The sequence below is a fragment of the Bacillus sp. GW823-FHT06A10 genome, from assembly GCF_058795375.1.
Map to the genome: position 1 here is coordinate 432,894 of NZ_JBXAHT010000001.1, position 14,422 is coordinate 447,315.

Sequence of the window (14,422 nt, forward strand, 5' to 3'; positions counted from 1 at the left end):
TAATATGAAAACCTTCTACCTATTATATAGTAGAAGGTTTTTTTTAATGTTTCACATTGCGTAATCGAACTTGTTTTACGATAAAGCCGATGCATAAAATAGTGAAAATGAACAAATAAGGAATGCTTGCAGTGAAACTTGGGTTGTTATGAAAAAAGGTTGCAAGTCTGTCTTCATGTGTAACCATTTTCCCTGCAGTATAGGCAAGAATTGCTGCACCGCAATAAATGAGGAATGGAAATCGTTCCATAAGTATTAAAATAAGTTTACTTCCCCAAATAATAATAGGGATAGAAATGAGTAAGCCGATTATGACGAGTAAAAATCTCCCGTGAGCTGCACCTGCAATGGCAATAACATTATCAAACCCCATAACGAGATCCGCGAAAACAATTGTCCGCACTGCTTGAAATAAAGTTGTTTTTCCTTGAATGGCAGAAAGGTCGTTGCTATCATCAGTTAATAAATTGACTGCAATTAATGTAAGTAAAACCCCGCCAATCAATTGTAGGAATGGAATGTCGAGTAAATAGACAGCTAGTATAGTAAGGATAATTCTTAGTACGATTGCTAAAAGAGTACCGATCAAAATAGCTTTATTTCGTTTCGATTCAGGTAAATTTCGGCTAGCTAGTGCGATGACGATTGCATTGTCACCACCTAATACAACATCGATACCGACAATCATTAGTACGGATGTTAAAAACTCTAAGTCCATTCGTCTGCCTCCATTTATGATGTTTTAATAAGCGAACTGTATGTATGTGATGCAGAAAGTTGTTGTTAAATAATCTCTTTCAATAGAAGTTTCACTTTATTACAGTGTACGGGGGAATGTGGAAATGTATGTCCAAATTTTTTGTAAGTAAGAAATCGCTATAATAATATATTTATGTAGTTAATCGAGTAAAGATAGGTATATAACTATTTTTGTAAAATAAATCGATTTTATTTCCATTCTGGAGAATCTTATCATAAAATGAGAGTACAAGAATCTATTGATTTGTCATATGAGTGGGGAATCCCTTCATAACAATTCTAAGCAGGAAGGGAGAGTTGTATTTTGGATATTGAAAGAATTAATGATCATACGATGAAATTTTTTATTACGTACATTGATATAGAGGATAGAGGATTTAATCGTGAAGAAATTTGGTATGATCGCGAACGAAGTGAAGAGCTCTTTTGGGAGATGATGGACGAAGCTCGTGATCATGACGATTTCTTTATTGATGGGCCGTTATGGATTCAAGTGCAAGCAGTCGATAAAGGGATTGAAGTACTTGTCACGAAAGCAGAGCTTTCAAAGGACGGACAAAAGCTGGAACTACCGATAGGGGTAGACAAAATTATAGATATTCCTCTAGATGAAGGCATCGAATCATTATTCCAACAAGAGTTAGTCGAAGAGGTAGAAGAACAAACAGGAACAAACTTTAATGAAGATGGTACGTTTGGCTTTTTAATTAAATTTAATGATTTTGAAGATGTCATTTCATTAAGTCATCGTCTTATCTTTGAAGATATAAAAGATGAGCTGTATTCATTTGAGGACCGCTATTATGTATATGTGGAATTCGATGAAGTGCTACATGATGAAGAAGAAATCGATCGTATTTTAAGTATTGTTTTAGAATATGGGGAAGAATCAACTTTAACAATTCATCGTGTAAGTGAGTATGGAAAACAAATTGTGAAAGAGCATGCGCTTGAAACGATTCGCAATAATTTTCCTGCTAAAACGTAGGCCGATTTCTGTAGTATGAAATCGGCTTTTTATATGAAGAATAGGAAAGCTTTCTTAGTTAGGAGGTAAGAGATGAAAAATACGTTAAAGCTGATTTTCTTTATCCTGCTATTGTTCGCATTATTTGTTTCGTTACGTATGTTTATTGATGTAGCATTTTATTCAGATGTGATTGGGATAAAAGATGTTTCGATTTTAGGTATTATTAGTATTTTATTTACAGTATCTGCGTTTTTAATTGGTTGCGTTATTTTCTTAGAAAATCGCCATCCATCTAAAACACTTACATGGTTAATTGTGTTAGGGATTTTTCCGGTATTTGGCTTCTTTGCTTATTTATTATTTGGACAAAATTTTCGGAGAAAAAGAATGTTTCAAAAGAAGGCGTTACTTGATGAACAGGCGTTTTTACAATATAAAGGGCATGAAGATTACGAAGAACGAATTTTACGCAATCATAAGCATCAAGAATTGTTATTTCGTTTAGCGGATCGATTAGGTGCTTTAAATATTTCATTTCAAACTGAAACGAGGACATTAACAAATGGAGATGAAACGTTTCAGGCCATTTTAAATGGGTTAAAACGAGCGAAACATCACATTCATATGGAATATTACATTGTGCGTGATGATAAATTAGGAACAGAAATTAAAGATATTTTAATACAAAAATCAAAAGAGGGCGTTGTTGTTCGCTTTTTATATGATGCGGTTGGAAGTTTTAAGTTATCGAAATCGTATATTGAAGAATTAAACGATGCAGGTGTAGAAATGATTCCGTTCTTTCCTGTGCGCTTTCCGATTTTAAACGATAAGATTAATTATCGAAATCATAGGAAAATTGTTGTGATTGATGGGAACGAAGGGTTTGTAGGCGGATTAAATATCGGTGATGAGTATTTAGGAAAAAGTAAATATTTTGGCTTTTGGCGAGACACGCATTTGTATTTACGTGGTGAAGCGGTTCAAAGTTTACAGCTTATTTTCCTTCAAGATTGGTTTTATATGACTGGAGAGGCTGTGCTAGCTCCGGAATATTTACAAGCAAAAGCAGTTGAGGGTGATCATTGGGGAGGAGTACAGCTAGTCGCAGGCGGCCCCGATAATAAGTGGGAAACGATTAAGCATTTATATTTCGCAATGATCGCTTCTGCTCGGAAATCTATTTGGATTGCAACGCCGTATTTTATTCCGGATGATGATATTTTATCCGCATTAAAGGTTGCTGCACTTGCTGGTATTGATGTTCGTTTATTAATGCCGAGTAAACCTGATAAGCGTACTGTCTTTTACGCATCGAGATCGTACTTCCCGGAGCTTTTAGACGCAGGAGTAAAGATATATGAATACGAAAAAGGCTTTCTTCATAGTAAAATTGTCATCGTTGATTCTGATTTAGCTTCAATTGGGACAGCTAATATGGATATGAGAAGTTTTCATTTGAATTTTGAAGTAAATGCCTTTTTATATGATACAGATAGCATTAAAAGACTTGTTCAAGACTTTAAAGACGATTTAGAAGAATCTAGTGAAATTCACGTCGATCGTTTTCATAAAAGGCGTCTGCATAGACGAATTGTTGAATCAACGTACCGGTTATTATCGCCATTATTATAAAAAGAGATGTCCGAAATTGGGACATCTCTTTTTTAAAAGGAATTTGTAATAAATTGTAGAATATAAGGAGCTGAAAGGGTGTGATTCCGATATTTATAGCTAAAAGAGAAAACGGAGAAAAAATTCATTTACTCTATAATTGTAATGAAGAGCTTTTGCGCCGTATGCGCCAACAGGAACGATTCTTTTGTGTAGCTTGTGGAAAGGAAGTGCAAATGAAATTAGGGAAACAAAAAAGTTGGCATTTTGCTCATAAAAAAGTGGATTCATGTCTTGCCTTTTATGAAGCGGAATCAACGTATCATATGCACGGTAAAGAATTGTTATATAGATGGTTCAAACGTCAAAACTTTCAGGTGGATATTGAGTACTACCTTCCGGAAATTAAGCAACGACCAGATATTTTTGTAGAGAGGGCGGGCAGAAAAATTGCAATTGAATACCAATGTGCAAACCTTGCTATAGAGCAGCTGTACAAAAGAACCTATTCATATTGGCGAGCTGGTATACAGGTCATTTGGATCGTTGGTGGAAATCAATTGAAAAAGCAATCGGCATATTGGATGAAATTCTCCTCACTTATGGCTTTCTCCTTACAATCTTATCCTCAACCATTTCTTATTTTCTTCTGTTCGAAAGAAAAATCATTTATGAAATGTGCATTTATCACTTCATTTTCTACAAGCGTCTCTTTCTCACATATTATATATTTACCAATTGAAACGACTACTTTTGAAATGCTTTTTTCTCCTGTTCCTTTCAAAAAGGAAATATTAGAACGAGAATGGAAGAAGCGAAAGGATTATTTTCGGCAAAACGCTCTGCCTATTTGGAATTATAACTATAAGTCATTATTACGCCTCTTATATCAATTTAAATGTACCCCAGCGAGCTTTCCTTCTGAAATTGGTGTTCCACTCCCTTCTGGATTTGCTTTTCAAACAAACACATTTATATGGCAAGCTTTTCTATATATGAAGTGTATAGGGGGGCTTGCAGTAGGAGAGTGTATTTCTCTTCAATATGTGTGTAGTTATGTAAAAAGGTATACGAAAAGGCGGATACTTCCGTACTTTTCACAGCACACATGGAAAGTGGCAGTTACTGAATATATGACATTTTTATGCTATATAGGTGTATTGCATAAAGTGGGAAGTTATACGTACCGAAAAATAAGGGATGCCGTGATGTTAAAAACAGAGGAGGAAATTATGAAAAATGATGAGATTTGCTTAATACATGCGCTATCTTTATTTGAGGCAAATTTTAACATGAGAGGAGGAAAAGGGGATATAATAAAGAATGATTGTGAAGGAATTACATAAGAAAAAACGAATTGTACTTAAGTAGAGATATTTAAAGGAGGGCTTAAAGAATGTCTGAACAAAACAAAGCGAAAGCATTACCAGATCGCAACGAGATTGAAGAAGCAAGTACGTGGCGATTAGAAGATATTTTCCAAACGGATGCAGAATGGGAAAAAGAATTCCAGGCTATTAAAGAGCTATTACCGAAGTTAACTGAATTTAAAGGGAAACTTGGTGACTCTGCGGACAATTTACTTGAGGCATTGCAATATGAAGATGAAATTTCAATGCGATTAGGTAAGCTATATACATATGCTCATATGCGTTACGATCAAGATACAACAAACTCTGTATATCAAGCATTAAATGATCGCGCAACAAATTTATATTCACAAGTATCTAGTAGCACAGCGTATATTGTGCCTGAAATTTTATCGATTTCAGAAGATACACTGCAAACATTCTTGAAGGAAAATAGAGATTTAAGTGTATATGAACATGCATTAGAAGAAATTACACGTCAACGCCCGCACGTATTATCAGAAGCTGAGGAGGCTTTATTAGCGGAAGCATCTGAAGTAATGAGTTCATCAAGCAATACATTCGGTATGTTGAATAACGCAGATTTAAAATTCCCATCTATTAAAGGTGAAGACGGAGAAGAAATAGAAATTACACATGGTCGTTACATTCAGTTTTTAGAAAGTGATGATCCTCGTGTTCGCAAAGATGCATTTAAAGCTGTATATGAAACGTATGGGAAATTTAAAAATACATTCGCAAGTACGTTAAGTGGAGCAGTAAAACGTAATAATTTCAATGCGCGTGTTCGTAAATATGATTCTGCTCGCCAAGCTGCACTGAGCAATAATAATATTCCGGAAGCAGTATACGATCAACTCGTTGAAACGGTAAATGACAACTTACATTTATTACACCGTTACATCGATATTCGTAAGCGTGCATTAGGACTTGATGAGCTTCATATGTATGATTTATATACACCACTTGTACCAGAAGTGAAAATGAATGTGAAATACGAAGAAGCGCAAGACCTTTTATTAAAATCTTTAAACGTACTTGGTGATGAATATGTTGATATTTTGAAAGAGGCATATGAAAATCGCTGGGTAGATGTGTATGAGAATAAAGGAAAACGAAGCGGGGCATACTCATCTGGTGCATATGGAACAAATCCGTATATTTTAATGAACTGGCATGATAATGTAAATAATTTATTTACACTTGCTCATGAGTTTGGCCATTCGGTGCATAGTTACTATACAAGAAAAACACAACCGCACGTATATGGTGATTATTCCATCTTCGTAGCAGAAGTGGCATCAACTTGTAATGAAGCGCTTCTAAATGATTATTTATTAAAAACGACAGAAGATAAGAAAGAGCGTCTATATTTATTAAATCATTATTTAGAAGGATTCCGTGGTACTGTATTCCGTCAAACGATGTTTGCAGAGTTTGAACATATTATTCATAAGAAAGTACAAGAAGGACATGCTGTTACGCCAGATATGCTAACGGAAATCTACTATGATTTAAATAAGAAATATTTCGGTGACGCTTTAGTAATCGACGAAGAGATTGGTTTAGAATGGTCTCGTATTCCACACTTCTACTACAACTATTACGTATATCAATACGCAACAGGATTTAGTGCAGCGACAGCTCTATCTAAACAGATTTTAGAAGAAGGACAACCAGCAGTAGAACGTTATATTAACGAGTTCTTAAAAGCAGGAAGCTCTGATTACCCAATTGAAGTGCTGAAAAAAGCAGGAGTAGATATGGCATCTCCTGAACCAGTAAAAGAGGCACTACAAGTATTTGAAGAGAAATTAAATGAATTAGAAGCATTATTATTTGAAGAAAAGTAATGAAAAAAGACGAGGGATTGTATCCTCGTCTTTTTTTGAATAGATTAAATGTCGATATATGTCGAAAAAACAAGGTGAATTTCTTTGTTTTTCTAACTGAAAGGATAGTTTTACGGCTGATTTTTGAAATTAAAACCCTTTGAATCGTTTTTTATGATTGAAATAAGAGAGAGTGATAACGATGATTCCGAATAAAAGAGGTAAGGCAATAATTTTAGGAAAAGCTTGTAGTAGAGAGAGGATGTACAAGAAAAAAGAAATGATGACAGCTAGAAAGAGAAGAGCAATATAAGATTTTTTCATAAATAAACCCCCTAAATGACCTTTTTTATAGCTTATTCAAAAATGAAAACGTTTAGAATGTGACAAAAGTGTGAAATTCGACAAAAGGGGTTGTCATCTGACGTCGAATCTTGTAATATAATAAGCGTGAACGAATTCACATACAAACATATACCCCTTTGTTTGAACGTGAAAATTTCTCCCATCCCCTTTAATATTTTTATAAGCCGTAAAGAAGAAGACCTGGTGTTTACACCAGGTCTTTTTCTTTTGCTATCCATTTCCAATAACGTTCGCATTTTACTTCAATCATTTGTACTTTTCGTTTCAGTTGTAATTTTTTAAGCTCGCGCTCAATTTCTTGTTGCGGACAGTCATAAATAAATGCTACTTCTTTTGAAGATATAAATTGTGTTGCTTCTAGTAGCACTTCTAAAGGTGGTAATGGTTCTGGCTCAATTTCACATTTTACAAGTTCTTTCAATAATTGTACGTATACATCGTAGGAATAATTTCCAGCGATTTTAATACCTTCTTCATCTGAGTTCGCATGAAAAAAGACGAGGGAGGGTATTTCTGTAATATGCATTTCATTCGTGAATTTCAAGTCACATTGGAAAGCTTTTTTTGCACTAGCAGAATGTAGATCTTTTTTAAATTCTTCTACATCAATATTGCTATCTTTCGCACATGCAAGTAATAGTTCGCAGTCAGGGGTTGATACATTTTCAAGGAAAATGTATTCTTGGAGTTTTCGCAAAAACTTCGAACCTGCTTTTCGGCCCTGTAACTCCGCTGCCTTAATCGCCATCGAAACTAAATATGGTGTTGACGATGCTTCTTGCATATGTACCTTTCCATCACATGAAAAACCTTGTAAACTTGTTGTCTTTTCCCACACAAATCGAATATTAGCAGGTTTATTCCATTTGTGTGAGGAAGCGTTCGTTCCATCCACTTTTCCTGTTACGATATGACGAATAGAGAAGTATTTCCCGTATTCAAGCCATAGTTTAATAATAAAAGGCTCAATTTCCCAGCAATCTTTACAAAGTGGATCAATAAATAAATATGCTTCTACAGACTTATGCTCGCATGCGGAAGGAGATGGCATATTTATATGCTTTGCTTCCTGCTTATCCATTACACTTCACCTGTTTCGTTTGGAGTATTAACCATATGCTGAGCGGTTAATGCTAAACGTTCAAAAACAAACTCTCTTATATGACCATGCACTCCAGTATCATCCATTGCTTGCTCCATACATGATAGCCAAGCCTCTGCTCGTTTTGGAGTAATCTCAAACGGAAGATGGCGTGCTCTTAACATAGGATGACCATGTTCTTCAGTGTACAAATTAGGACCACCTAAATATTGTGTTAAAAATTGCTTCTGCTTCCTAGCGGTTTCTGTTAAATCTTCCGGGAAGATGGGAGATAAGTCAGGGTGTTTACTGACATAGGAATAAAATGTATCTACTAATATTGCAATGCATTGTTCACCGCCAATTGCTTCAAATGGTGTCATCGGTTGCTTGCTCATCCTTTATAAACTCCTTTTTCCATGAAATGTATATCTATTGTAGCAATGGAATGTTCGAGAGGGCAAATAAACAGCCTTCTCAAAGATTCTTTGCCTATTCTACGGATGTAAATTTTTTAGTGAGGTATATCCACTAGCGAAACATATTCACTAGTGGAATTTTCACTTTAGCGTGCTTTGTTTTGTTTGGCAAGGAAAAAGCGTTTTACTTTGTTATTTGTATGACGAACAGGTATGTTATGTTGCGTTAATAAATGAATAAATGCAGCTTTTCCTGTTTCTTCATCTTGCACTTCAAATTCAATTTCATAATCATCGTGATTGTAATAGAAACTATGATCAAAGACAAGCGTTCCGCCTTTAAATAATGTTTCTGCTCTTTCTGTTGTTAAACTACCCATATATGTTAAAGCAGAAACAGGAATTTGTAATTTGTGTAATTGATCTACTACTGCTCCTTGAATGATTGTGTTTGTTTCCATCATCATTTTTGCTTCGTCTTCTGTTACGATTTGATGCGTTTCTAATAAACCGATTTCTGCAGGTTGTTTCAACGTTAACGTATAAGTTTCTCCTTTATGACGAATACGAAGTGCAGAGCCAGCTTCTTTTAACGAGAAGTCAGGTGTTTCAAAGTAGTGATTCACTTGTTTCGTAAATGCTTCAATAGAAAACGATTTGCATAATGTATCGAATTCTTCTTTTGTAACGATATTTTTGAATTCAATTTCAATTTCTTGTGTCATTGTATAATCTCCTTTTGAAAAATAATTCTTTACACATTATCGCTTTTTCATAAATTTGGTTCAATGTTTTATTTGTTTGCGTCCATGTTATGATACAATAATACTGTTAAGTAAGACAGGAAGTTGAGATGGAGGAGTTAGAGCATGCAAAATAAAATCCAAGTTAAGAGCGTAGAAAAGAGAGAGAATGCTCTTATTTTTTGTGCGGAAAATAGTGAAATAGAGGTAAAGGAGTTAAGTGCACGTAATCACGTACTTGTAGACTCAGACAATTTATCATTTTTATATATCTTAGAAAATGAATCATCTTTTATTTATGTAAGTATTCCGCACACATGCTGGGAAGTAATGCATGAAGCGATGAATAACGATGTGGTTATGTTCGTTAGCGTGAATGACATTGAAATGGAATTAGAAGGATTAAAAGAAGAAGTAGAATATTTAGTTGAAAATATTGAAGGTAATGCAAATTACGGAGAAGAATTAGTAACTGCTGTAGAAAAAGTATTTCTATAAGCAAATGGATTGATTTTGGTGGTGGTTGAAATGAATCGAAATTGGGAAGAATTTTTAGCACCTTACCACCAAGCGGTGGCAGAGCTGAAAGTGAAACTAAAAGGAATGCGTACTCAATTTGCAATGTTAACAGAGCATTCTCCAATTGAGTTTGTAACAGGAAGGGTAAAGTCGGTTGCAAGTATTATTGATAAAGCGGAGAAGAGAAATGTACCGCTAGACCGATTGAGAGAAGATATGCAGGATATTGCTGGGCTTAGAATGATGTGTCAATTTGTTGATGAGATTAAGCCTGTTGTAGAATATCTTCGAAAACGAAATGACTTTGAAATCGTGGAAGAACGTGATTATGTCACGCAAAAGAAAGATAGCGGTTATCGTTCTTATCATGTTGTCATTAGTTATCCTGTTCAAACGATTCAGGGTGAACAAAAAGTATTGGTAGAAATCCAAATACGCACGCTAGCAATGAACTTTTGGGCAACAATTGAGCATTCTTTAAATTATAAATATAGTGGACGTTTTCCTGAAGATATTAAAATACGCTTGCAACGTGCAGCTGAAGCGGCGTTTTTATTAGATGAAGAAATGTCTTCTATTCGTCTTGAAATTCAAGAAGCGCAAAAGGCTTTTTCAAGAAAGCAAGAAACGAAAGATTCCGAATCATAAACTAAAGGGTGTTGGGCGATGAAATTTACAATTATGTCAAAGGGAGATCAATCATCAGATACACTGGCAAGCACGATGAAAGAGTACTTGCTAGATTTTGGATTTATAATGGATGAAAAGGAACCCGATATTGTAATTTCTGTTGGGGGAGATGGAACGCTTTTGTATGCGTTTCATCGTTATTATAATCGATTGGATGAAACAGCATTTGTTGGTGTACATACAGGACATTTAGGTTTCTATGCAGATTGGTTACCGACAGAAGTAGAGAAATTAGTAATTGCGATTGCAAAAACACCATTCCAAGTGGTGGAATATCCGCTTTTAGAAGTTATTATTCGCTATGTGAATGGAAGTAAAGAGTCACAGTATTTAGCGATGAATGAGGCGACTGTAAAAAGTGCAGAAGGTACATTAGTAACAGAAGTAGAAATACGTGGAGAATATTTTGAAACATTCCGCGGGGACGGTCTTTGTATTTCTACTCCTTCAGGAAGTACTGCGTATAATAAAGCGCTTGGCGGAGCAATTATTCACCCATCTATTGAAGCGATTCAAATTGCAGAAATGGCGTCCATTAACAATCGTGTGTTTCGTACTGTAGGATCGCCACTCGTATTGCCGAAGCATCATACATGTGTGTTAAAGCCGGCTGCAGGAATGAACTTACAAATTACAGTGGATCATTTAACAATGGTCCATCAAGATGTGAAATCAATCCAGTATCGCGTCGCAAACGAGAAAGTACGATTTGTTCGTTTCCGCCCGTTCCCGTTCTGGAAACGAGTTCGTGACTCGTTTGTTGCAGATAAATAGAAAGGGTTATATATTTGAACAGATTTACATTGAAATGGGATATAGGGCTGGCTGAAGAGGGAACTTTAGTTAGGGAATTTTTGAAAACGAAAGGTATTTCTAAAGCCGCTTTAACGGATATAAAGTTTCACGGCGGGGCAATTGAAGTAAATAGTCAACATGCGAGTGTTCGTCATCAGTTGCGCGCTGGTGAAGAATTAAGTGTCTTTTTTCCAGTCGAGGAAAGAAGTGAAGGGATGATGGCAGAAGATATCCCTTTATGCATTGTATATGAAGATGATGCGGTTCTTATCATTGATAAAGAGGCGAACATGTCAACGATTCCGTCTAGAGAACATCCGACAGGGAGTGTTGCCAATGCGATTTTATCTCATTATGATAAGCAGCATCTTGCAAGTACAGTGCACATTGTAACACGGTTAGATCGTGATACTTCAGGGCTTATGCTTATTGCAAAAAATCGTTTCGTGCATCATCTTTTATCGAAGCAGCATCAACAAAAAGCTGTGAAACGAACGTATGAAGCAATTGTTCACGGAAAGATTGTAGAACGAGAAGGAATGATTGATGCACCAATTGGTCGAAAATCTGATAGCATTATTGAGCGAACGGTTTGTGAAGATGGACAAAGGGCAGTTACTCATTTTAAAGTAATTGATAGTACATATGATAAGACACATGTAGGGCTTGAGCTTGAGACAGGAAGAACGCATCAAATTCGTGTGCATATGGCTCATATAGGACATCCATTACTTGGTGATAGCTTATATGGAGGGAGAAGGGATGAAATGAAACGGCAAGCACTTCATAGTAAATCTTTGACGTTTTATCATCCTATTTTAGAGAAAGAGATGTCTTTCACTATAAAGCTTCCAAGCGATATGCAAGAAGTGTTGCGGCATACTTAAAAAGGGAACAAAATTCTTATATTATAAAGAATTTTGTTCCCTTTTTTCTTAGCGGAATAATATTAAAATTTGGTTTTCACCCGTACGCTTTATAACGAAAAATCCACTTTCGGCTTTTGTAGCAATGCCATTGTCATTTGGACGACAATATCCATGTGCTTCGCAAGTGCCGTCATCACGTACTAACATTTGTCCAATTAATCCGACTGGAAGCCACTCGGCGCGATCTTTTCTTGCTACATATTTGCAAGCTGGATCCCATTCTGTATTTAAAAGAGGTTGTATTTCTTCTGTTTCCGTCCATACATATTGGCGTTTTCCAAAGTTATCTGTTTTATAGCGTTTTTGCCAACTTAAAGCCCCGCTATTTCCTATAAGTGCAGGGGTTGCACTAGATATTCCTAAAATGAAAGAATCGTGTGAAGTAGCTATCCGAATTTTTTCTTCGCTACTAAATGTAACGAAATAACCGACATCAATAGGTTTATGACCTTCTGTTTCAAACATTTGTGCAAAATCCGTTCCGCTTGCATTGTAAGACGCGCCCTCAATGTACATTTCTCCATTATGGGCAAGCCATTTAGCCCCGATATTATGGTCGGTGTCGTTTACACCATTTGCAATAAACCAAGAATAAGCTTCTTCTGCAGTGCCGAAGCGCCCCATAATATGGCTACCTGCAAAATGAGCTGTTGATGTATGATGACCTTCCGCATGAGAAGAGGATCCGTTAGCGATAGTTGCGGTTCCTTCTGCGTGTGCTGCTTCGCCTAAAGCAATCGTCTGTTTACCCTCCGCATGAGAATAAGCACCGCTTGCTGTCGTTTCACTTCCCTCACTATGCGAACTATGTCCGGTTGCTTTTGAGTTTGATCCTTCTGCATGAGAGAAAGAACCTTTTGCGTGTGTTAATAAGCCTTCCGCATGTGCTGCCATGCCCTCCGCATGAGAGTGAAGCCCCTCCGCATATGCATATCGGCCGCCCCTTTTAACTTTTGTATTTTCAGGTGTAGGTGTCTCAATTATGAGTGGTTTTTCAGTTTGTATATCATTCGATGAAGCCAATGCCTCTTTTATTTTTTTTACTTTGTTTATAATAGCAGCTGGAATTTCTGGTTCCACTTTTTTATTTATTGCTACAGAAATATTTTCTTCGGCCTTTTCTTCTGTTTGGTTAGAATGTAGTACCTGTTCATTTTGATTTGAGAGCTGTTTATTTTTTTGTTTCATCTTTATTTTTTTACGATCGATTATGCGGCTCATCACAGCATTTTCTAAAGAGACATATGTTGGTTTTACTTTGCTTTTTTTTGATGACTCTTGTTCTTCCAGTTCTTCTATCGCTGCAGCCCGAATACTACACCAGTTGTTAATTCCGTACATGGGCAGATATAAAGGGGGAAATTTTCTTTTTTGTTTAGAAGATTTTTTCTTCATTCTGTCACCTCCTGCGACATTATATGTAGGGTAATTAAAAAAAGATGCACTTTATTGCATCTTTTTTTAATTACTTTACCTAGTTTTATATGAAATCTGCCTAAATAATGCTAAGTAAGGTAGTTATGAAATTGGACGGAATTTCTCAGCGACAAAAGGTAACGAAGAAGGGACAGAGATAGTCTCCATTTCAGGATAACGTAATCCGGTTAATTTGCCACCAAATACAGCACCAGTATCAATATTGACTGTCTGATTGACGAATCGAGGTTCTGCTACTGGTGTATGTCCATATACAATCCAAGCTTGCCCCTTGTACTCTTGCGCCCAATCGCGACGGACAGGTGAGCCATCGGCATGCTTTTCTCCTGTAATATCGCCATATAATACAAAGGTTTGTACTTTTTTATCTCGTCTTCCTATGTAATCTTGCCGAATCCCAGCGTGACATACGATTACTCTTTTTTCATCTAGTATGTGGTAGAGCGGTGATTGTTCATAAAGAGTGATAAACTTTTCTTTTATAATGTTTTGCTTATGAGAAGGAAGTGCCTCATATTCAGCAACAGTTGTTTCAAGTCCGTGAGCGACTGTTACATTACGCCCAAGGAAAAATCGATATAGTTTATTACAGTGATTTCCAGGAGCGTAATAAGCTTCTTTTCTATGTATGACAAGTTCCCATACAATTTCAATCATACGTAATGAATGAGGACCACGGTCTGTAATATCGCCAACGAATGCAAGTTTACGTTGGTCAGGGTGAACCGGTAGACCGCTACTCCAGTTATATCCTAGCTTCTCTGTTAAATTTTGAAACTCTTGGAAGCATCCATGAATATCTCCTATAATGTCATATTTCATATTTAAACCTCCATCGTATTTTTCATTAGTATATCTAAAAAAGGATAGAGATAAAAATATAGCGTTTTTGTGTTGT

The 14,422-nt window shown here is 36.1% G+C and carries 15 protein-coding genes; 8 read left to right on the top strand and 7 right to left on the bottom strand.

The annotated features are described in order from the left end of the window. Positions 1 to 43: 43 nt before the first annotated feature. A complete protein-coding gene (locus AC1Q8M_RS02250; protein WP_000362604.1) occupies positions 44 to 718 on the bottom strand; it encodes a TerC family protein in 675 nt (224 codons plus the stop codon). A gap of 345 nt (positions 719 to 1,063) precedes the next feature. On the opposite strand from AC1Q8M_RS02250, the gene mecA reads away from it, so the two are divergent. The 4 genes from mecA (at position 1,064) to pepF (ending at position 6,566) form a co-directional block, all read left to right on the top strand. After that, a complete protein-coding gene (mecA, locus tag AC1Q8M_RS02255; RefSeq protein WP_000350715.1) occupies positions 1,064 to 1,747 on the top strand; it encodes an adaptor protein MecA in 684 nt (227 codons plus the stop codon). 72 nt (positions 1,748 to 1,819) lie between these two features. Next, positions 1,820 to 3,364 carry a cardiolipin synthase gene (locus AC1Q8M_RS02260; protein ID WP_000799191.1) on the top strand — a complete coding sequence of 515 codons (1,545 nt, stop codon included), beginning with the start codon at positions 1,820 to 1,822 and terminating at the stop codon, positions 3,362 to 3,364. 80 nt (positions 3,365 to 3,444) lie between these two features. Further along, positions 3,445 to 4,689 (top strand): competence protein CoiA, encoded by a 1,245-nt coding sequence (locus tag AC1Q8M_RS02265; RefSeq protein WP_000612279.1) that lies wholly within the window; start codon positions 3,445 to 3,447, stop codon positions 4,687 to 4,689. 50 nt (positions 4,690 to 4,739) lie between these two features. Continuing rightward, entirely contained in the window at positions 4,740 to 6,566 is a 1,827-nt protein-coding gene (pepF, locus tag AC1Q8M_RS02270) for an oligoendopeptidase F (RefSeq protein ID WP_000003348.1), read from the top strand. A gap of 129 nt (positions 6,567 to 6,695) precedes the next feature. On the opposite strand, the gene AC1Q8M_RS02275 is transcribed toward pepF, so the two are convergent. The 4 genes from AC1Q8M_RS02275 to AC1Q8M_RS02290 all read right to left on the bottom strand — a co-directional run bounded on the left by AC1Q8M_RS02275 (position 6,696) and on the right by AC1Q8M_RS02290 (position 9,136). Beyond that, positions 6,696 to 6,869 carry a hypothetical protein gene (locus AC1Q8M_RS02275; protein WP_000750352.1) on the bottom strand — a complete coding sequence of 58 codons (174 nt, stop codon included), beginning with the start codon at positions 6,867 to 6,869 and terminating at the stop codon, positions 6,696 to 6,698. A 229-nt stretch (positions 6,870 to 7,098) separates the two neighbouring features. Further along, positions 7,099 to 7,992, bottom strand: a complete 894-nt coding sequence (locus tag AC1Q8M_RS02280; RefSeq protein WP_000360660.1) for a ClpXP adapter SpxH family protein — start codon at positions 7,990 to 7,992, stop codon at positions 7,099 to 7,101. Continuing rightward, complete coding sequence (locus tag AC1Q8M_RS02285) at positions 7,992 to 8,390, bottom strand: globin domain-containing protein (RefSeq protein WP_000043386.1); 399 nt, start codon at positions 8,388 to 8,390, stop codon at positions 7,992 to 7,994. The genes AC1Q8M_RS02280 and AC1Q8M_RS02285 overlap by 1 nt, the downstream gene beginning before the upstream one ends. A gap of 167 nt (positions 8,391 to 8,557) precedes the next feature. After that, positions 8,558 to 9,136: a CYTH domain-containing protein gene (locus AC1Q8M_RS02290; RefSeq protein ID WP_065228463.1), complete on the bottom strand. Its 579-nt coding sequence runs from the start codon at positions 9,134 to 9,136 to the stop codon at positions 8,558 to 8,560. 144 nt (positions 9,137 to 9,280) lie between these two features. Here AC1Q8M_RS02290 and AC1Q8M_RS02295 point away from each other — a divergent pair, with 144 nt between their 5' ends. The 4 genes from AC1Q8M_RS02295 to AC1Q8M_RS02310 are packed head-to-tail and all read left to right on the top strand — an operon-like array spanning position 9,281 to position 12,045. Next, positions 9,281 to 9,652 carry a UPF0738 family protein gene (locus AC1Q8M_RS02295; protein WP_016513138.1) on the top strand — a complete coding sequence of 124 codons (372 nt, stop codon included), beginning with the start codon at positions 9,281 to 9,283 and terminating at the stop codon, positions 9,650 to 9,652. Between the two features lie 30 nt (positions 9,653 to 9,682). Beyond that, positions 9,683 to 10,321 carry a GTP diphosphokinase gene (yjbM, locus tag AC1Q8M_RS02300; RefSeq protein ID WP_001081482.1) on the top strand — a complete coding sequence of 213 codons (639 nt, stop codon included), beginning with the start codon at positions 9,683 to 9,685 and terminating at the stop codon, positions 10,319 to 10,321. Between the two features lie 18 nt (positions 10,322 to 10,339). Next, positions 10,340 to 11,137, top strand: coding sequence for an NAD kinase (locus AC1Q8M_RS02305; protein WP_000673190.1), 798 nt, complete (start codon positions 10,340 to 10,342; stop codon positions 11,135 to 11,137). A gap of 14 nt (positions 11,138 to 11,151) precedes the next feature. Continuing rightward, entirely contained in the window at positions 11,152 to 12,045 is an 894-nt protein-coding gene (locus AC1Q8M_RS02310) for an RluA family pseudouridine synthase (RefSeq protein ID WP_065228464.1), read from the top strand. A 48-nt stretch (positions 12,046 to 12,093) separates the two neighbouring features. Here the strand turns inward: AC1Q8M_RS02310 and AC1Q8M_RS02315 are convergent, their stop codons facing one another. Together AC1Q8M_RS02315 and prpE are read right to left on the bottom strand one after the other, a co-directional pair. Beyond that, positions 12,094 to 13,482: a peptidase G2 autoproteolytic cleavage domain-containing protein gene (locus AC1Q8M_RS02315; RefSeq protein ID WP_000730510.1), complete on the bottom strand. Its 1,389-nt coding sequence runs from the start codon at positions 13,480 to 13,482 to the stop codon at positions 12,094 to 12,096. Positions 13,483 to 13,605: 123 nt separating this feature from the next. Beyond that, positions 13,606 to 14,346 carry a bis(5'-nucleosyl)-tetraphosphatase PrpE gene (gene prpE, locus AC1Q8M_RS02320; RefSeq protein ID WP_000872702.1) on the bottom strand — a complete coding sequence of 247 codons (741 nt, stop codon included), beginning with the start codon at positions 14,344 to 14,346 and terminating at the stop codon, positions 13,606 to 13,608. Between the last annotated feature and the right edge of the window lie 76 nt (positions 14,347 to 14,422).

Bases quoted from the DNA above. Each gene is read 5' to 3' on its own strand.
- AC1Q8M_RS02260 (WP_000799191.1), top strand. From the start codon at position 1,820: ATGAAAAATACGTTAAAGCTGATTTTCTTTATCCTGCTATTGTTCGCA.
- AC1Q8M_RS02275 (WP_000750352.1), bottom strand. From the start codon at position 6,869: ATGAAAAAATCTTATATTGCTCTTCTCTTTCTAGCTGTCATCATTTCT.
- AC1Q8M_RS02305 (WP_000673190.1), top strand. From the start codon at position 10,340: ATGAAATTTACAATTATGTCAAAGGGAGATCAATCATCAGATACACTG.
- AC1Q8M_RS02285 (WP_000043386.1), bottom strand. From the start codon at position 8,390: ATGAGCAAGCAACCGATGACACCATTTGAAGCAATTGGCGGTGAACAA.
- AC1Q8M_RS02295 (WP_016513138.1), top strand. From the start codon at position 9,281: ATGCAAAATAAAATCCAAGTTAAGAGCGTAGAAAAGAGAGAGAATGCT.
- prpE (WP_000872702.1), bottom strand. From the start codon at position 14,346: ATGAAATATGACATTATAGGAGATATTCATGGATGCTTCCAAGAGTTT.
- yjbM (WP_001081482.1), top strand. From the start codon at position 9,683: ATGAATCGAAATTGGGAAGAATTTTTAGCACCTTACCACCAAGCGGTG.
- AC1Q8M_RS02290 (WP_065228463.1), bottom strand. From the start codon at position 9,136: ATGACACAAGAAATTGAAATTGAATTCAAAAATATCGTTACAAAAGAA.
- AC1Q8M_RS02280 (WP_000360660.1), bottom strand. From the start codon at position 7,992: ATGGATAAGCAGGAAGCAAAGCATATAAATATGCCATCTCCTTCCGCA.
- AC1Q8M_RS02250 (WP_000362604.1), bottom strand. From the start codon at position 718: ATGGACTTAGAGTTTTTAACATCCGTACTAATGATTGTCGGTATCGAT.
- AC1Q8M_RS02315 (WP_000730510.1), bottom strand. From the start codon at position 13,482: ATGAAGAAAAAATCTTCTAAACAAAAAAGAAAATTTCCCCCTTTATAT.
- pepF (WP_000003348.1), top strand. From the start codon at position 4,740: ATGTCTGAACAAAACAAAGCGAAAGCATTACCAGATCGCAACGAGATT.